General features: G+C 71.2%; 15 protein-coding genes. 5 read left to right on the top strand and 10 right to left on the bottom strand.

All coding sequences use genetic code 11. The annotated features are described in order from the left end of the window. Positions 1 to 36: 36 nt before the first annotated feature. The 6 genes from K340_RS0119150 to mraZ all read right to left on the bottom strand — a co-directional run bounded on the left by K340_RS0119150 (position 37) and on the right by mraZ (position 7923). The gene (locus tag K340_RS0119150; protein WP_245599643.1) at positions 37 to 1479 is read right to left on the bottom strand and encodes a UDP-N-acetylmuramoyl-tripeptide--D-alanyl-D-alanine ligase; all 1443 of its coding nucleotides are present in this window, start codon (positions 1477 to 1479) and stop codon (positions 37 to 39) included. 5 nt (positions 1480 to 1484) lie between these two features. After that, positions 1485 to 3053: a UDP-N-acetylmuramoyl-L-alanyl-D-glutamate--2,6-diaminopimelate ligase gene (locus tag K340_RS0119155; protein ID WP_211229541.1), complete on the bottom strand. Its 1569-nt coding sequence runs from the start codon at positions 3051 to 3053 to the stop codon at positions 1485 to 1487. A gap of 2 nt (positions 3054 to 3055) precedes the next feature. Continuing rightward, positions 3056 to 5476 (bottom strand): peptidoglycan D,D-transpeptidase FtsI family protein, encoded by a 2421-nt coding sequence (locus K340_RS31550; RefSeq protein ID WP_154674360.1) that lies wholly within the window; start codon positions 5474 to 5476, stop codon positions 3056 to 3058. Then, the gene (locus tag K340_RS34545) at positions 5473 to 6129 is read right to left on the bottom strand and encodes a hypothetical protein (RefSeq protein ID WP_051266891.1); all 657 of its coding nucleotides are present in this window, start codon (positions 6127 to 6129) and stop codon (positions 5473 to 5475) included. The genes K340_RS31550 and K340_RS34545 overlap by 4 nt, the downstream gene beginning before the upstream one ends. A 134-nt stretch (positions 6130 to 6263) precedes the next feature. Beyond that, on the bottom strand, positions 6264 to 7220 hold the full coding sequence (gene rsmH, locus K340_RS0119170) for a 16S rRNA (cytosine(1402)-N(4))-methyltransferase RsmH (protein WP_029137893.1): 957 nt from the start codon (positions 7218 to 7220) through the stop codon (positions 6264 to 6266). Positions 7221 to 7482: 262 nt separating this feature from the next. Further along, positions 7483 to 7923 carry a division/cell wall cluster transcriptional repressor MraZ gene (mraZ, locus tag K340_RS0119175; RefSeq protein ID WP_037365693.1) on the bottom strand — a complete coding sequence of 147 codons (441 nt, stop codon included), beginning with the start codon at positions 7921 to 7923 and terminating at the stop codon, positions 7483 to 7485. 529 nt (positions 7924 to 8452) lie between these two features. Between mraZ and K340_RS0119180 the strand changes: the two genes are divergently transcribed. Genes K340_RS0119180 through K340_RS0119190 form a run of 3 tightly spaced genes read left to right on the top strand, consistent with a single transcriptional unit; the run spans position 8453 to position 13195 of the window. Continuing rightward, the gene (locus K340_RS0119180; RefSeq protein ID WP_029137895.1) at positions 8453 to 9523 is read left to right on the top strand and encodes an AAA family ATPase; all 1071 of its coding nucleotides are present in this window, start codon (positions 8453 to 8455) and stop codon (positions 9521 to 9523) included. Continuing rightward, positions 9516 to 10856 (top strand): DUF58 domain-containing protein, encoded by a 1341-nt coding sequence (locus K340_RS31565; protein WP_051266893.1) that lies wholly within the window; start codon positions 9516 to 9518, stop codon positions 10854 to 10856. The genes K340_RS0119180 and K340_RS31565 overlap by 8 nt, the downstream gene beginning before the upstream one ends. Continuing rightward, on the top strand, positions 10853 to 13195 hold the full coding sequence (locus tag K340_RS0119190) for a transglutaminase family protein (protein ID WP_029137896.1): 2343 nt from the start codon (positions 10853 to 10855) through the stop codon (positions 13193 to 13195). Before K340_RS31565 ends, K340_RS0119190 begins: the two co-directional genes overlap by 4 nt. Before the next feature lie 11 nt (positions 13196 to 13206). Here the strand turns inward: K340_RS0119190 and K340_RS0119195 are convergent, their stop codons facing one another. The 3 genes from K340_RS0119195 to K340_RS31570 form a co-directional block, all read right to left on the bottom strand. After that, positions 13207 to 13587, bottom strand: coding sequence for a DUF3040 domain-containing protein (locus tag K340_RS0119195; protein ID WP_029137897.1), 381 nt, complete (start codon positions 13585 to 13587; stop codon positions 13207 to 13209). A gap of 157 nt (positions 13588 to 13744) precedes the next feature. Continuing rightward, complete coding sequence (gene dinB, locus K340_RS0119200) at positions 13745 to 15013, bottom strand: DNA polymerase IV (RefSeq protein WP_029137898.1); 1269 nt, start codon at positions 15011 to 15013, stop codon at positions 13745 to 13747. Between the two features lie 27 nt (positions 15014 to 15040). Continuing rightward, on the bottom strand, positions 15041 to 15781 hold the full coding sequence (locus K340_RS31570; protein WP_245599637.1) for a class I SAM-dependent methyltransferase: 741 nt from the start codon (positions 15779 to 15781) through the stop codon (positions 15041 to 15043). Positions 15782 to 15933: 152 nt separating this feature from the next. On the opposite strand from K340_RS31570, the gene K340_RS31575 reads away from it, so the two are divergent. After that, positions 15934 to 16779 (top strand): ParA family protein, encoded by an 846-nt coding sequence (locus tag K340_RS31575; protein WP_051266896.1) that lies wholly within the window; start codon positions 15934 to 15936, stop codon positions 16777 to 16779. An 88-nt stretch (positions 16780 to 16867) separates the two neighbouring features. On the opposite strand, the gene K340_RS0119215 is transcribed toward K340_RS31575, so the two are convergent. After that, a complete protein-coding gene (locus K340_RS0119215; protein ID WP_161632141.1) occupies positions 16868 to 17332 on the bottom strand; it encodes an SAV_6107 family HEPN domain-containing protein in 465 nt (154 codons plus the stop codon). A gap of 114 nt (positions 17333 to 17446) precedes the next feature. Between K340_RS0119215 and K340_RS31580 the strand changes: the two genes are divergently transcribed. Continuing rightward, entirely contained in the window at positions 17447 to 18025 is a 579-nt protein-coding gene (locus K340_RS31580) for a GNAT family N-acetyltransferase (RefSeq protein ID WP_211229542.1), read from the top strand. Positions 18026 to 18103 lie beyond the last annotated feature (78 nt).

The following is an 18103-nucleotide window of genomic DNA, read 5'->3' on the forward strand; positions in this document are numbered from 1 at the left end:
CCGCCGAGACGACGCCGACACTGCGGGCGACGCAGATCACGTCGGTATCTCCCCGCCGGACGCGGTGGTGATCCGGTCGCCCAGATACCGCAGGCCCGAGTCGCGGCTGGACTTGAACAGCACCACGTCGCCGGCGGTCAGCAACTGCCGGAGCAGATCGTGTGCCTCATCGATGCCAGGTACCTGCTGCACCTCGTCCGCCGGCACTCCGGCGCTCAGCGCTCCCTCGGCGATGCCGGCGGTTCCCGGGCCGACGGCGAGCAGCCGCCGGACGCCGAGCTCGCCGGCCAGCGTCCCGACCGCCCGGTGCGCATCGGCGGAGCTGTCGCCCAGCTCGCGCATCTCTCCCAGTACCGCGATCGTCCGGCGGCCCCGGCCGAGTTGGGCAAGCGCACGCAACGCGGCGGCCATCGATTCCGGGTTGGCGTTGTAGGCGTCGTTGATCAGCAGCACCCCGGTCGGCAGCTCGTGCACCTCCATCCGCCAGCGACTGATCGGGGTCGCCGTCCGGAGCTCGTTGACGATGCCGCGCAGCGACATTCCGAGCGCGCCGGCGGTGGCGATCGCGGCCAGGGCGTTACCGACCTGGTGTGCACCGTGGAAGCCGAGGGCGATCCGGACTCCACCGATCTCCCGGTCGCCGCCGGGGGTCGGCAGCACGCCGGTCAGCGTGAAACCGGCCCGGCCGTTGTCATCGAGTTGCACCTCGGTCGCCCGCAGATCGGCGGTGTCCGACAGCCCGACGGTCAGCACCCGCGCCGCAGTCTGCTCCCGCATCGCCAGCACCCTGGCGTCGTCGGCGTTGAGCACGGCCAGGCCGCCGCGCTCGGCTGACGGAAGTGCCTGCACCAGTTCGGCTTTCGTTCGCGCGATCGCCTCGACGGAGCCGAACTCGCCGACGTGCGCGCTGCCGACGTTGAGCACGATGCCGATCCTGGGTGGCGCGATGGACGTCAGGTAGTGGATGTGCCCGACGCCGGCGGCACCCATCTCGGCCACCAGGAACCGGGTGCTGGTGTCCACCCGGCAGACCGTCAGCGGCACTCCGACCTCGGAGTTGTAGGAACCCTCCGGCGCGACCGTCGGACCGAAACTCCCGAGCAGCTGACCGAGCAGGTCCTTGGTCGAGGTCTTGCCGGAACTGCCGGTGATCCCGACGATCTGCAGGCCGCCGAGCACCGCCGCGTCCGCGACCGCCCTGGCGAGCGCGGCGAACGCCGCCTGGACGTCCTCGACGACGACGGTCGGCATGCCGTCGACCGGCCGGCTGCCCAGAACGGAGAGCGCGCCGTTGGCGGCGGCGGCGGCGGCGAAATCGTGCCCGTCGGCGTGTTCACCGACCCTGGCGACGTACAGGCTGCCCTGCTCCGCCTTGCGGGAGTCGGTGACCACCCCCGTCACCGGGATCCCGGCGGCCGGCTGCGCGCCGTCGGAGTACAGGGTCCCGCCGGTGATCTCAGCGATCCGGCCCAACCGCATCCGGATCACGATGCTCCCCCGACCCGATCGGTGAGCGCCGCCCTGAGTTCCTGCACGTCGGAGAACGGATGCTTGACGCCGGCGATCTCCTGGCCGGTCTCGTGGCCCTTACCGGCGATCACCACCGCGTCGCCGGGTCCGGCCAGCGCCACCGCCGCCGCGATCGCCGCCCGCCGGTCGCCGATCTCCTGGATGTCCGCCGTGCCGGCGGTCTTGCGCGCGCCGGCCAGCACCGCCGCCCTGATCAGGGCGGCCTCCTCCGAGCGCGGGTTGTCGTCGGTGACGATCAACACGTCGGAGCGCCGGGCGGCCTCGGCGCCCATCATCGGACGCTTGCCGGTGTCCCGGTCGCCGCCGGCGCCGACCACCGAGATGATCCGACCTGGCACGCTGCCGCGGACCGCGTCCAGCACCGCGACCAACGCCGCCGGTTTGTGCGCGTAGTCGACCACCGCGAGGAAATCCTGCCCGGCGTCGACCCGCTGCATCCGGCCGGGCACGTGCACGGTCGACATCGCCTGCGCGGCGAGCACCGGGTCATGGCCGGCCGCCTGCACGCAGGCGACCGCGGTCAGCGCGTTGGCAACGTTGAACGCGCCGGGCAGCGCCAGCTCCATCGTCAGCCGCAGTCCGTCCGGCCCGGCCAGCTCGATCCGTTGCCGCCCGGTCGGGTCGGCGGCCACCGCCAACGCCCGCCAGTCCGCGTCGGCGGCCCCGGCCGCCGATACCGTCAGCCCGTCGGGATGATCGGCGGCGAGCCGCCGCCCGTACTCATCGTCGATGTCGAACACGGCCCGGTCGGAGCGGCCGTCGAACAGCTTCGACTTGGCCGCGAAATAGTCCTCCATGTCCGGGTGGAAGTCCAGGTGGTCCTGGCTCAGGTTGGTGAAAGCGCCTACGGCGTAATGGGTTCCGCCGACCCGGCCAAGCGCCAACGCATGCGATGACACTTCCATCGCGACCGCCTGCACACCGCGCTCGAGCATCACCGCCAGCAGCGCCTGAAGGTCAGGTGCCTCCGGCGTGGTGAACATGCTGGGCAGCACCTCGGCATCCGGCACGCTGCCGCCGATCCTGGTCATCACGGTGCCGATCAACCCGGTGCGCAGCCCCTGGGCGGCGAGCGCCGCCTCCACCAGGAAACAGGTGGTGGTCTTCCCCGATGTCCCGGTGATGCCGATGATCGGCAGCCGTCGGGACGGATCACCGTAGATCCGCGCTGCGGCGCCGCCGAGCGCCTGGCGCGGGTCCGCGACGATCAGCAACGGAACTCCGGCGGCGGCCGGTTGTTCAGCGATCAGCTCGGCGCCGGCCGGGTCGGTGAGCACCGCCACCGCACCGGCCGCGACCGCCTGGCCGGCAAAGTTCGCGCCGTGCACGTTCGCGCCGGCCAGGCCGGCGAACAGGTCGCCGGGATGGACGTCGCCGCCGCGCAGGGTGGCGCCGGTGACCAGCGGGTCGACACCGCCGGCCGGAGCTTCGACCAGCCGTGCGCCGACGGCCGTCGCCAGGTCCGAGAGCCGGGCGCCGGGGGTCGATTCCGGCCGCGAAGAAGTGGTGGGCACGACTGCCAACGCTACCCGCCGAGATTGACGTACAGGTCCCGCACCGGCGCGGCCTCGGCGGACGGCGGCACGTTCATCGCGTCCATCAGGTATGCCCCGAGATCGTGGAACATCGGGGCCGCGCTGGTGCCACCTTCACGGTCGCCGCCCGGCCGGTCCAACGAGATCACCACCACGTACTGCGGGTTGTCCGCCGGCAGGAAGCCGGCGAAGGTCGTGGTGTACATCGAATCGGAGTACTTGCCGTCGACGAACTGCTGAGCGGTACCCGTCTTGCCGGCCACCTGATAACCGGTGATCGCTGCCGCCGGGGCGGTGCCGCGGTGGGCCATGTCGCCGTCCTGCACGGTCGCGGTCAGCATCGACCGCAGGGTCTTCGCGGTGGTCGCGTCGATCACCCGGGTGCCGGCCGCCGCCGGCGTCTCGGTGGTGGTGCCGTCGGTGGTGGTCGCCTGCACCAGCGACGGCGGCAGCCGCACCCCGTCGTTGGCGATCGTCTGGTACACCGCGGCCAACTGCACCATGGTCATGCTGACGCCCTGCCCGATCGGCACGTTCGCAAAGGTCGAGGCGGTCCACTGCGATTTCGCCGGGTCGGCGCTCCAGACCGGCAACCTGCCGGGCGACTCACCGCTGAGTTGGATGCCGGTCTTCTTGCCGATGCCGAACTTCGTGATCATCGAGTAGTAGTCCTTGACCCCGACCTCGTTGGCCAGCATCAACGTCCCGACATTGCTGGACTTGGCCAGGATCCCGGTAGCCGTCATGTCGACCGGCCCGTGGGACCATGCGTCGCCGACGGTGATCCCGCCGGTGGTGATCTGCCCGTCGACACTGAGCACGGTGTTCGGGGTGATCAGTCGCTTCTGCAGGGCCGCGGCGAAGGTCACCACTTTGTTCACCGAGCCCGGCTCGATCGGGTCCGCGATCCATTGGTTCGACCACTCGGCGGGGCTCTTGTCCGTCAGGAACTGCTTGGGGGTGTAGGAGGCGCCGGCGACGATCTTGCCGGTCTTCGTCTCCTCGATCATCACGTTGCCGCCGTGCGCGCCCATCTCGGTCACGTACTGCTGAAGCACCTGCTGGGCGCGGTACTGCACGTCGGTGTCCAGGGTCAGCTGGATCGAGGTGCCGTCGGTGGCCGGGGTCTCGCCGCGCACGGTACCGGGGATCGGTGTGCCCTGGGTGTCCACGTCGACGTCCCGGGATCCGGGGGTACCGGCCAGCGTTGCGTCGTAACGGTTCTCGATGCCGGACAGGCCCCGCCCGTCCCATCCGGTGGTGCCGACAACGGAGGTGGCGATGCCGGCATTCGGATACTCCCGGACGTCCTGCCGATCGGGCACGAGAGCGTTGAGTGCCTTGTCCTTCGCCGTGATGCTCAGGTGCAGCCGGTCCTGTTGCGTCACCTTCTGGCCGGGCTCGGCCTCCGTCTTGGGGAAGCCGTACAGCAGCAGCGGGCGCACCTTTTCCAGGATGGCGTCGCTCTGCGCCGGCATCACCTTGTCGGCGACGTAGACGTATTTCTTGGTGCCGGACATCTTCTTGATCAGACCGGCCCTGGTGAGGCCTTTCGCCGCGGCACTGTCGGCCAGGGTGGACAGGATGACGTCGGCCACCGCGCCCCGCTGCCGGTCGTCGGCGAACAGGGTCGGTCGGACGGCGAGCCGGCGGCCCTCGACGCTGAATGCCAACTGCACTCCGTTGCGATCGGTGATCGATCCGCGCTGGGCAGGCAGATCGATGGTCCGTTCCCGCTGGTTCTCGCCGGCCGCGGCGTAGGCGGCGGCGTCAACCGTCTGGATCAGCACCAACTTGGTGAGGCCGACGCCGAGCAACGCCAGCATCACCACCAACGCCGTCCGGCCCCTGGCCTTGTGGTTGACCCTGGCGGCGGCAGACTTGCGGACCCGGCGACCGCGGACCGACTTCGGCTTCTTTCGCGGCTTCGGGGCGCTGACCACCCTGACGCGCTCCCGTTCGACGCCGGCCGGTCGGCCGCGGGTCGGTACCGGACGGGACGGCGACCGGCGCCGCCCACCCTGCCCGGTCGCCTGGCCACGCTCGGTGCTGCGTCGCTGTTCGGTGCTGCGTCGCTGTTCGGTGCTGCGTCGCTGTTCGGTGCTGCGTCGCTGTTCGCCGCCGCGCCGCTGGTCGGCGCCGCGGTCGGTCCGCGCCCGTTGCGGACGGGGTTGACCGGAATCATCCTTCGGCCGGGCCATGGTGCCCGCGGAGCTGCGGACGGAGGCCGACGCCGGCCGGCCGGTGCCGGTCGACCTGACCGCGCCGGTCGACCGGCCCCCGGCGTTCGACCGGGCCGGCCGGCCGCCGCCCGCCGCTGCCGAGCCGGCGCCCCCAACGGTCTGCCGGCTGTCGCCGGGGCGGCCGGACCGACCCTGACCGGTGGACGCCGTGGGACGGTGCGCCATCATCGACCTGCCTTGCTGGTGTTCGTGGTGGTCTTTGCCGCCGCTGTCGTCTTTGCCGCCGCTGTCGTCTTTGCCGCCGCTGTCGTCTTTGCGGCCGTGGTCTTCGCGGCCGTCGTCTTCGCTGCCGCCGTTTTCGCTGCCGTCGTTTTCGCTGCCGTCGTTCTCGCCGGTGCAGTGCTACCCGGTGCGGTGCTACCCGGTGCAGTGCTTCCCGGTGTGCTGGCCGGGGCGGGCGCGGCCGGCGCGGAGGTTGCCGGACGCGGCGTGCCGATCACCGTCGCGCTGCCCTTCGTCATCACGATCACTGCGGGATCAACCGCCTGCACCAGTCCCATTTGTTGTGCCTTGCGGGCGATCTCGGAGATCGAGTCGAGCCCGGCGATATCCCGCTGCAGCGACTCGACCTGCAGCCGAAGGTCAACAGCGCGCTCCTGCGAGTCGGTGGTCCGCATGCCGACCTCGTCGGTCCTGGTGTTCAGGTAGAGCACGCCGACGCCCCCGGTCGCCAGCAACGCGATCACCACGATGACGAACGGGATCTTGGCCATCGTTTCGCGGATCGGCACCCCGACCATCGTCAGTCTCGGGTCGGCCATCCGCTCGGCCCGCCGCCGACGGCGATCGTAGGCCCGGTCCGCGGCCGACTTCTGTTTCACCGCAGCCGTTCTGGTGCTCGGCGCGGGCCGGGCATGCTGGCGACCAGCGGCCCGGACACGCCCAGCATCGGTAGCGGCGGCGCCGGACGGCCGGCGGCTCGGGCGCGGACGCCCGTTCCTGGGTGCAGTGGTGGTCATGCCGCCCTCCGAATGCGTTCGGCAGCCCGCAGTCGCGCCGATGCGGCCCGCGGATTCTCGGTGATCTCCTGGTCGGTCGGTGCCTGCATCCCCCGCACCAGCAGCCGGAACTCCGGCGAGTGCTCGGGCAGATCCACCGGCAGGTCGAGCGGTGTGGTGCTCACCGTGCGACCGGCGATGGCGCGTTTGACCAACCGGTCCTCGAGCGAGTGATAGCTCAGCACGACCAGCCGCCCACCGACCGAAAGGTGGTTCAGCGCCAGCGGAACGGCCCGTTCAACGGCGCCGAGTTCATCGTTGACGGCGATCCGCAGGGCCTGGAAGGTGCGCTTGGCGGGGTTGCCGCCGGTTCGCCGGGTGGCGGCCGGGATGGCCTCCCGGACCACGGCCACCAGCCGTGCACTGGTGGTGAACGGCTCCTTGACCCGCTCACGGACCACCGCTGAGACGATCCGGGGGGCGAACCGCTCCTCACCGTACTCGCGCAGGATCTTCACCAGCTCGCCCGGCGCCGCGGTGTTCAGCAGCTCGCTGGCCGGCCGTCCGGTGGTCGGGTCCATCCGCATGTCAAGCGGCCCGTCCTGGGCGTAGGCGAAACCGCGGCCCGCTTCGTCCAGCTGGAGCGAGGAGACGCCGAGGTCGAAGAATGCCGCGGTGATCTCGCCATCGGCCAGATCGGTTGCCACCTCCCCGATCTCGTCGAAGACGGCGTGCACCAGGCGCACCCGGTCGGCGAACCCGGCGGCGGCGATCCGGCGGCCGGCGATGTCCAGCGCTGCCGGGTCACGATCCAGGCCGATCACCTGCAGGCCAGGGTGCTCGGCCAGGAACCGAAGGGTGTGCCCGGCCATCCCGAGTGTGGCATCGACCAACACGGCGCCCGGTGCGCTCAAAGCGGGGGCGAGCAACTCGGACACCCGGCCGGCGAGCACCGGAATGTGAATGGTGGACAAGGGATCCGGGTCCGAACCCGGAACCGGGGGATGTTGCTGGTCGCGATCCACCTGTCCCCTCCCGGGTCGGCTGGCGGGTGTCCTGACGGTCGTGATGGTCGAGCTCCGGGGGGCTCGGTTCCGATGGGGGCTTGCGGTGGTGCTCTGCTGGATCACTGAGTCCTGGTCCCCACCCGCCGTCGGTACCTGGCGCGGGGGAAGTCGCGTCAGGGACGTCGGCGGGTGCAGGCCGGGCGGCAGGAGCCGGCGGCGCACTCGGCGGTCAGAGGGGGTTGAGCGTCCCCCTCTCCGGGTTGGCGTAGGCCGCCTCCTGGCGGGCCTCGTAGTCGGCCCACTCGGCGGCGTCCCAGATCTCCATCCGCAGACCGATGCCGGTGATCACCACGTCCTTGTCCAGCTGGGCGTACTGCCGCATCCTGGCGGGCACGGTGATCCGGCCCTGTCCGTCCGGGTGCTGCTGGTCGGTGTTGGCGAGCATGTAGCGCTGGTAGCCGCGGGCGCGTTCGTCCGTCACCTCGGCGTTGATCGCACTGTGCGCGAAGGTGCCGAAGCCCTCGGGGGTGAAGACGTACAGGCAGCGGTCCTGTCCCTTGGTCAGCATGACGCCGCCGGCGAAGTCGTCGCGGTACTTGGCCGGCAGGGTGATCCGGCCCTTGTCGTCCATCCGGGGGGTGTAGGTGCCGAGAAACCCGTTGTCCGCCATCTGCCGGTCACCTCCCAACCTCCTGTGTGCGTCTTCGGCGGTGCCGCCGCCGGGCCGTTCGTCCGGTCCGCCGGACCACCACTGCTGGTGGTGGATCTGCCCGCTGACCCCAGACTGTGCCACATCTCCCCACTTTCTGCCACCATCTGCCCCCATTTCCTCCAACGAACCTCCGAACGGGTGACGCACGGCGCGTTGCTGCAGGTCATCGGGGGTGGCTGACGGTGGGGCGGCGCCCTGACACGCCGGGCCATCCGGCGTCCGTCGGGCCGCCGGTCCGGCCCGCCACCTGCTCGAACACCCCACGGGACGGTCGGGACAGCGGTTCCGGATCGGTGGCGACCGAACCGTGGGGCGAGGTGGGGCAGGTGGGGCTTCGGTGGGTTCCGGACCGCCGCCCGACCGATTGACACGAGCAAATCGGTCCAGGCCGCTACCGACGGGCCGCCGGTTTGGCAGACTGAACCTTTCGGCACCCTGCCGCGTGACCCCTGGCAGGTGCATCTGACTCCGACCGGGAGGCTCTCGCGTGGCACAACACCTGCAGTCCGAGGCACCGCCGCAGGGAACTGCGCAGACGTCGGCGGGCGGTTCCGGACCTGCAGGTTCTGCCGGCCGGGCCGGTGGTCCGGTCGATGCCGACGCGCTCGACTTCGAGCAGATCGCGCAGGCCGGTCAGCGGATCGGCGCGTCCGTCGGCCGGGTGGTGCTGGGCAAGCCCGAGGTGATCCGGTTGACCACCATCGCCCTGCTCACCGAGGGTCACCTGTTGATCGAGGACGTGCCCGGCACCGGGAAGACCAGCCTGGCCAAGGCACTGGCCCGGTCGGTCGGCGGCAGCGTCAGCCGGGTGCAGTTCACCCCGGACCTGATGCCCTCGGACGTGACCGGGGTCAGCATCTACGACCGCAACACCAGCCGGTTCGAGTTCCGGCCGGGCCCGGTGTTCGCCAACCTGGTGGTCGCCGACGAGATCAACCGTGCCTCTCCGAAGACCCAGTCGGCCCTGCTGGAGTGCATGGAGGAACGTCAGGTCACGGTGGACGGGACCACCTACCCGCTGTCCCGCCCGTTCCTGGTCCTGGCGACCCAGAATCCGGTCGAGATGGAGGGCACCTACCCGCTTCCGGAGGCCCAGCGCGACCGGTTCCTGGCCCGGATCTCCATCGGCTATCCGGATCCGGTCTCGGAGGTCGCGATGCTGGCCGAGCGGGACCATCAGGATCCGCTCGACTCGGTGACCGCGGTGGCCGACGACGCCACCGTGAAGGCGATGATCCGCGGGGCGAGCAGGGTCCACCTGGCGCCGGAGTTGCGCGCCTACATCGTCGATCTGATCGGTGCCACCCGAAACAGCCCCGAGGTCCGACTCGGGGCCTCACCCCGGGCCGTGCTGCACCTGGGCAAGTCGGCCAAGGCCGCTGCCGCCCTGGACGGCCGGGCCTTCGTGGTGCCGGACGACATTCAGCGGCTGGCCGCCGTGGTGCTCGGCCACCGCCTGTTGCTGACCGTCGAGGCACACGCCGCGCACCGCTCGGCCGAGGACATCGTCAACGGACTGCTCGCCCGCGTGCGGGTCCCGCGAGGTAGCGGTGGCTGACCTGCCGGACCGCCCGGTGCGCAGTGGCCGCGGAATGACGACCCGTGGCCGGTGTCTGTTGGCCGGCGGGCTGGCGGCGGCCATCTGCGCCTTTCTGCTGGACGAACGCGATCTGTTGCGGGTCGGGATCCTGGCCGTTGTGCTGCCGTTGGCCGCCTACCTGCTGACCGCCACCCGCAGGCCCAAGCTCGAGGCGACACACCAGGTATTGCCCGACCGGCTCTCCCCCGGCACGGTCGGCCAGGTGACGCTGACCTTGACCAATGCCGGCGCCACCCGGACCCGCACCGTCGAGCTGATGGAGTCGCCGACCCCAGGGCTGACGGCCGGCATGCGCTGCCTGTTGCCCGGGTTACGGCGCGGCCGCTCGGCCCAGGCGACCTACCGGCTGTACGCCACCGGCCGCGGCCGGTTCCAGGTCGGGCCACCGCACGTCCGCTTCGCCGATCCGTTCGCGCTGTGGGAGGACGTCCGGAACATCGATTCCCGCGCCGAGGTGCTGGTGGTGCCCAGCGCCGTCCGGCTGGCCGGCCTGCCGGCCGGCTCCGGTAACCGTTCGGCCGCGTCCGGACGGGCGGCGGTCGGCTCGGTCGGCGGCGACCCCGACGTCGCCATCCGCAACTACCGCAACGGCGACGACATCCGCACCATCCACTGGCGGGCATCGGCCAGGCACGACGACCTGATGGTGCGGCTGGAGGAGCCGGTCTCGCACGGCGGTGCCGTCGTGCTGCTGGACAACCGGCAGACCGCGCACCGCGGCGCCGGCGTCACCTCTTCGTTCGAGACCGCGGTCACCATGGCCGCATCGGTCAGCCTGCATCTGGTGAACACCGACCACGAGGTCAAACTCACCTCGCACAACAGCGACGTGATCGCGCACGGACACGACATCTCCGACGACGTGCTGGCCGGCCTGGCGGTGATCGAGTTGGACGACGACAACGAGATCGACGTCGCCCCGGTCGGCACCGCCGGCATGCTGATCGCCGTCCTCGGCGACATCGATCCGTCAATCGCCGGCCGGCTGATCGCCGGCAAACCCCGTGGCGTGCAGGCGATCGCGCTGATGCTCGAGGTGGGCGCCTGGGCCGGCCCGGGCGATCCGTCGACCGAACCCGCGGCGGCCGGACGGCAATTGCTGGCGGCCGGCGGCTGGCGCACGGTGAACATCCGGCCGGGTGACGACCTCGCCGAGGTCTGGCGGCAGGCCTGCCAGTCGGGCGACAGCTTCACCGGGCCGCACTCCGCCGGCCCCGGCCGGCGCAACGGTTCGAACGGCCATCCGTCCGGCAACGGACGGGTCGCCGCCGCCGTGGGGAACCGTCGATGACGACGACCGCGATCCGACCGCCGACGCCCGGACCGGGCGTCGCCGGACCACCGCCGGCCCGGCCGCCGGCCGCGCCCGGCCGGCCACCCGGACTGCCGGGCCAGAGCCCGGCCGACCGGCTCTGGGTCGGCCCGACCCTGGTCGCCGCGCTGTCGGTACTGGCCGGCGCCTCGGCCCTGTCGGCGACCATCACCGGGTCCGACTGGGTGGTCCCGCTGATCGAGGTGATCGGCGTGATCTGGCTGCTCGGTATCGGTTGTCGGCTGCTCAGGGCGGCCGCACCGATCACCGTGCTCGTCCAGTTCGCCGGACTGATGATCGCGCTCACCGGGCTGTTCACCACCAGCGGCTGGGGCGGGTTCATTCCGAACGCCAGGGCGGTGCAGGAATCGGGTGAGCTGCTGTCCGGTGCCTGGAAGCAGATCCTCGGCACGGTGCCGCCGGCACCGGCCACCGTCGAATTGTCGTTCCTGATCTGTCTGACGATCGGCACCACCGCACTGATCGTCGATTTCCTGGTCGCCGAGGCCCGCTCCCCCGCGCTGGTGGCGTTGCCGCTGCTGTGCCTGTACTCGGTACCGGCGTCGATCGCGACCGAACTGCTGCCGTGGTGGACGTTCGCGCTTCCGGCGGCGCTCTATGCGCTGTTGCTGGCGATGACCGGCCACATCGGCGCCAGGTCGCGGGGCCGGACCAACCTGACGTTGATCGTCAGCGCCGTGGTGATCGCCGCCGTCGGAACGGCGACGGCCGTCGTGGTCGGCGATTCGGTGACCGGTATCGGCACCGAGGGTCGGCTGCCGCGCAACGCGGCCGGCGGCGCCAGCCAGATCGGCCTGTCGCCGTTCACCTCGTTGCGGGGCGATCTGCAGCGCAGCGACCCGGTCGACCTCATGCGGATCAGCGGACTGCCGCGCCCGGACTATCTGCGAACGGTGGGGCTGGAGAAATGGGTGCCTGGCGAGAACGCCGGCTTCCGCGAGCCGACCGACCTGGCCGACAACGGGCCGGCCAACGGCACGCTGGCCGGCGTCGATCCCGGTGGCGCCGATCCGGTGCCGATCCAGGTGCGTTCGTTGCAGATGGCCGACAAGTTCCTGCCCATCTACGGCCGCACTGTGTCGGCCTCCGGCCTGGCCGCGGGCTGGGTCTACGACGCCCGCTACAACTCGATCCACCGGGAGGCCAAGCTCAACCCGGGCACCTATTCGATGCGGGCGGCCTTCCCGCTCCCGTCGGCCGCCGACCTTCGAACCGACTCCGTCAGCCCGGATTCCGCGCTGACCGACACCAGCGGCGTTCCCGAATCGGTACGACAACAGGCGAAGGACGTCACCTCGAACGCCCCTACCCCGTTCGACAAGGCGGATGCCCTGCGGAAGTACTTCACCGACCCGACCAACGGGTTCACCTACTCGCTGCAGGTGCCGCGCGGTACCACCGGCGACCCGCTGAGCGACTTCCTGGAGATGAAACAGGGCTACTGCGAGCAGTACGCCACCACCATGGCGGTGATGCTGCGCACCCTTGGCATCCCGGCCAGGGTGGCGGTCGGCTACACCCAGGGAACCGAGCAGCGTGACGGCTCCTACCTGATCACCACCAACGACGCACATGCCTGGGTCGAGGTGAAGTTCGACAGCCACGGTTGGGTGCGCTTCGACCCGACCCCGTTGGGCGGCGGCCTCGGCAACGAGCAGGGATTTGACGAAGCGGCCGGCGGCGCCGGCGCCGGTACCACCGAGACCACCGCGACCACCACGGAGTCGTTGTCCGACACTCCCCGCGGCAATGCCCAGGATGCCGACACCGAAGCGCGCGGGCAGGCGGCCGACACCGGACAGAATGCCGGCGCGGCCGCCGACGAGGTGCCGACCTCGTCCGGGGTGCCGGCCGGCCTGTGGTGGACCGTCGCGGTACTGATCCTGTTGGCGCTACTACTGGCCGCGCCGAGCGCGGTGCGCCGCATCCGCCGACGCCGGCGGCTGTCGGTGGCCGGCGGCGGAGGTCCTGGGGCGGCGAGCGCCGCCTGGGCCGAGGTGGAGGACATGATCGTCGATCACGGTCTGCCGCTGCATCCGACGGAGTCGACCAGGGCGACCGCCAACCGGCTGGCCCGCACCTCACGACTCACCGAGAACGCCCGGCACCGCCTGCGGGACCTGGTGATCGCCGCCGAACAGGAGTGGTACAGCGACCGTCCCGGACACTCGACGGCGGACGGCAAGGAACTGGTGGCGGCGGTCTCCGCGCTCGGCGAGAGCCTGGACCGGTCGGCCCCGCGCTCGGTGCCGGACCGGTTGCTGCCACGCAGCATCCGCCCCTCGTCCAGGGACTGATTGCTGCCGGCTCAGCCTTCGGAGTCGAACCGACGGCGGAGCCGCTCCTCCATCCGTTCGGACAGGCTGGAGGGCGCCTTCGGTGGTTTGGCGGTGGGGGTGGCGGCGATCTTGCCGCGACCCGGCACGCCGAAGACGAACAGACCGACGCCCGCCACCATGACCAGGAAGCCGACGACCGACACAGCGACCCCGAGGGCCAGCACATTCTGGGTCGCGATCACACCGACCACCAGCGCGACCAGACCGATGACGAACAGCACCGCCGAAACGATCGGACGCCGTCGCCTCATCCTGGTCACATCGACGCTCGTCGCGAACTTGGGATCGTTCTCGTAGAGCGCGCGTTCAATTTCGTCGAGCATGCGCTGCTCGTGCTCGGAGAGCGGCATCGGGTCCCTCCTGAAGCACCTGGGCGACTCGCCTCGGTGATGTCGGGCCCGCGTGAGGCGGGTGCGTGGACGGCAGCGGATGTACTGCCTGATGCCAGGATACGATCACCTGGCCCGGTGTACTAGCCGGGCGGGGAATCTTCCCGTCGAAGTCGCCCTATTGACCCGTTCGGGGTGACTTTTCCGGCCGTTCGGGCCGTCCGCCCAATAAACTGGCGGGCCGCAATGCCGCGGCACCGAACCTGGCCGACACCCGATCGACCGTCGTCTCTGCCGCACGCCACCCCGGGCGGCCGTCGGCGGCGTCGTCGAAACTCAGTTGCTCGCTCACCTCTGCCCGCGCCGTCAGCCCCTCAAGGCGGACGCCGACCAGTCGGACCCGGCGGGTCGGGCCGAGCCTGTCGAGCAGTTCGACCGCCGCCGCATGGATCGTCCGGCTCAGGTCCGTCGGGACTTCGAGGGTGATCGATCGGCTGATGGTGGTGAAGTCGTCGAAGCGGATCTTGATGGCGACGGTGCGGCCCTGCTGGCCCGCTGCCCTGGCCCGCCGCGCCGTCCGGTCGGCGAGGCCGAGCAGTTCGCGGCGCAGGAAGACGGTGTCGGCCGAATCGACGGCGAAGGTCGTCTCGGCGCCGATCGACAACTCGGTGGACTCCGGGGTGACGGCCCGCTCGTCCCGGCCCCAGGCCAGGTCGTGCAGCTTGCTGCCGGCAGCAGCGCCGATCCGGCGGATGAGCCAGGCCCGGTCGGTGCGCGCGACGTCGCCGACGGTGGTCAGCCCGAGACCGAGCAGAGTCTTCTCGACGGCCGGCCCGACGCCCCAGAGCGCCCGGACGGACAGTGGATGCAGCAGGTCGATGACGTCGGCCGGCGGCACGATCAGCAACCCGTCCGGCTTCGCCAGCCCGGAGGCGAGCTTGGCGATGTACTTGGTGGACGCGGCGCCGACCGTCGCCGTCAGCTGCAGTTCGTCGCGGATGCGTTCCCGCAGAGCGACGGCGATGGTTCCGGGCCGGCCACCGGTCCGGCCGGCGCCGGCGACGTCCAGGAACGCCTCGTCCACCGACACCGGCTCGACCAGTGGGGTGACGTCGGCGAAGATCGCCATCACCTGTCGGGACACCTGGTAGTAGGCCTCGTGGTCGGGAGCGATCACCACCATCGACGGACACAGCGCCTTCGCCCGCCCGATCGGCATGCCGGACCTGACACCGGCCGCGCGTGCCTGATAGGTGGCCGAGAGCACCACGCTGCGGCCGCTGGTGCCGGCCACCATCATCGGTCGCCCGCGCAGTTCGGGTCGACGACGGAGCTCGACGAACGCGAAGAACGCATCCATGTCGATGTGCAGCACGGTGCACTCGCTGTCGTCGACGGCCGCCGGGTCGTCGGTGACGTGCCGGCGGCTGTCTGCGCTGAATCCCATCAGCCGATGCCCATCAGTCGATGGCTCTCAGCTGTCCCGGACGGCCAGCACGTGCAGATCGGCCGCGATGTCGCGCAGCGGCGGATCGTCAGCGATCTGACGTTCCAGCACGGCCAGTTCGTCGGCGCCCCTGGACGACGGCTGCAGCACGGCGCTGGGCACCAGGCCGCTGACGACACCGACGCCACGGACCGCGGAGATCGACAGTCCGGAACCGGCCAGCAGCTCGCCGATCGAGTCCACATCGAACCGTCGGCGCAGCGGGTCGGCGGATCCGAAGGTGCCGGCGGGGTCGGCATGCACCGCGGCCGCCTCGGTGAAGCGGCCACTGATGCCCAGCGCGATCACCGCCGCGTACCGGCCGGTGACCAGCAACGACACCGTGCCGCCGGGGGCCAGCGCGGCGGCGATCGCGGCCATCGCGGCGCGCGGGTCGTCGACAGATTCGAGCACGTGGTGACACAGCACCAGCCCGACGGAGCCGTCGACGACCGCACCGGCCATCGCGTCGGTATCGGCCTGGATGCCCAGCACCCGGTCGGCGACGCCGGCCTCGCTCGCCCGGCGGCGCAGGGTGGCGAGGGCATCCATCGACGGATCGACCACGGTCACGACGCACCCCTTGACCGCCAGCGGCACCGCGTCGGTGCCGCTGCCGCCGCCCACATCGAGCACCTGCAGCCCGGCGATCGTCGGCAGCGTCGCCAGCGCCACGCCCACCGGGTCGGTCCCGCGGTGCGGGTCGGACCCGCGGTGCGAGTCGGGCACGGCTACCTCCTGCCGTTCGGGGCGGACGGCACGCCGGAGGATCGCCGCACCGATGATCGCCGGGAATCCTGCGTATCGCTCGGGTTTCTGGCTCCGAGCGTATCGGCGCGTGCCGACAGCCGATGAGGCGGCGCGCCCGGTAGGTTTGGCATGTGTTGGTGGCCAGCGTTCTCAGTCTCAAGGGCGGCGTCGGTAAGACCACCGTCGCCCTCGGTCTCGCCTCGGCCGCGGCGCAACGCGGCGTGCGGACCGTGCTGGTCGACCTGGATCCGCAGGCAAACCTGACAGCGACCCTGGTCCCCGATCACGACGCCTCCGCGGCGCCGACGGGCGGGCTGACGACCATCGCCGAGGTACTGGCCGATCCGCGTCGCAAAGTGGTGCGGAAGGCGTTGCGCCCATCGGCCTGGAGCGGGCGTTTGCAGGTGCTGGTGGGCAGCGAGCACGCGGAGACCCACAACCATCCGGATCCCGGCAGCAAGCGGTTGTCCCGGTTGGCGACGGCCATCGAGAAGCTGCCCGGCGGCACCGAACTGGTGATCATCGACTGCCCGCCGTCGCTGGGTCAGCTGACCCGCAGTGCACTGGTGGCCAGCGACCGCGCGGTACTGGTCACCGAACCGTCGCTGTACGCGGTGACCGGGGTGCAACGCGCCCTCGAGGCGGTGCAGGCGGAACGGGCCGCGCACCAACGCGGGCTGCAGCCGCTCGGCGTGGTGGTGAACCGGATGCGCCCCCGTTCGGTGGAGCACGAGTACCGGCTCGCCGAACTGCACGAGCTGTTCGGTCCGCTGGTGCTGCGCCCGATCCTGCCCGACCGGGCGGCCATCCAGCAGGCGCAGGGCGCCGCTGTCCCGATTCACCAGTGGCCGTCACCGGGCGCCAAGGAGATCGCCGGCATGTTCGACGCGCTGCTCGACCGACTGCTGCGAGCCGGCGATCGGCGCCGGGTCCGGCCGGTGCCCATCGCCACGGTTGCCGTTCCCGATCCCGTCTGAGTGGCCGCCAGCCGGGTGCGCCGTCAGCCGGGTGAATCGTCAGCCGGGTGCGGCGTTGACCGGGTGCGACGTCGGCCGGGTGGGTCCGTCAGCCGGCGAAGGCCACCGGCGCCAGCCTGGCCTCGATCAGGTCCAGGAACTCGGCCGCCTGGCGCAACATGTCGTCGGCCTCCCGGGCGCCGATCGACCGGCTGATCCCGGCCTCGGCGAGTTGCCGCTTGCCGGCTCCGGCCTGGAAGAACGCAGCCCATTCGGCCAGATCCGGGGCGACCCTGCCGAGCAGGTCCCATGCATTGCCGAGCCGGCCGCGACCCGGCTTCGCCCTGGTTGCCAGCAGCGCGGCGGCCGCCCGCAGCGCTGCCAGGTGGGCGGCGGCGTACCGCTCGCCCGGCTCGGTCGCCCTGATCGCGACGCCGAGGCCCCGGCCGGCATCGGCCAGCAGATCCTTCGCTGCCCTGGTCACCGGCGGGAATCGCCGCACCCTCGGGGCACTCGTCCTCGGGGCACCCACCTTCGGAGCACTCACCCTCGGGGCACTCACCGTCTGAGCCATCGTCCTACCTCCTTCTGCCGGTCGCCACCGTCGGTCGCGGCTCGTCGAACATGTGTTCGATGCTACCTCCGGGCTCCGACACCCGCCACCCAGATCGCCGCCCGCCGTGGTCTGATGGAGTCCATGCTGGCCGAGCCCACCGACAATGCTCCGACGGACGTCACCCTGCGGGCCGTCACCCCGCGTCGGTTCACCCTGCTGGCCGACCAGTTGATCGCCATCTACGTGGCGGCGATGCGCTACCCGCCCGGCACGGCGGGCGGGCGCCGTCAGCTCTGGCTCGAGCACAGCGCCCGGCCCGGCTTCGCCTGCGTCGCCGCCTTCGATCCCGATCAGCAGCCGTTGGCCTTCGGCTACGGCTACACCGGACGGCACGGTCAGTGGTGGCACAACGAGGTGCAGCGCGGCATGACGACGGCACTACGGAACGAATGGCTGACGGACTACTTCGAGCTCACGGAGTTGCACACCCGCCCGGACGCCCAGGGTCACCGGATCGGCGAGCAGGTGCTGCGCACCCTGCTCACCGACCGGCCGGAACGGCGGGTGCTGCTGTCGACTCCGGAGGGCGAGAACCGGGCCTGGCGGCTCTACCGTCGGCTCGGCTTCTCGGATGTGTTGCGCCAGTACCGGTTCACCGGTGACCCGCGCCCGTTCGGCATCCTCGGTCGCGCGCTGCCCGTCGACGTGTAGCACGGTCGACTTCGGGGAGGACGCCCGACTTCGGGGTACCACCGGTGATACCCCGAAGTCGAAGTCCGTGGGGCGGCT

Source organism: Nakamurella lactea DSM 19367 (genome assembly GCF_000426645.1).
Classification (GTDB): Bacteria; Actinomycetota; Actinomycetes; order Mycobacteriales; family Nakamurellaceae; genus Nakamurella; species Nakamurella lactea.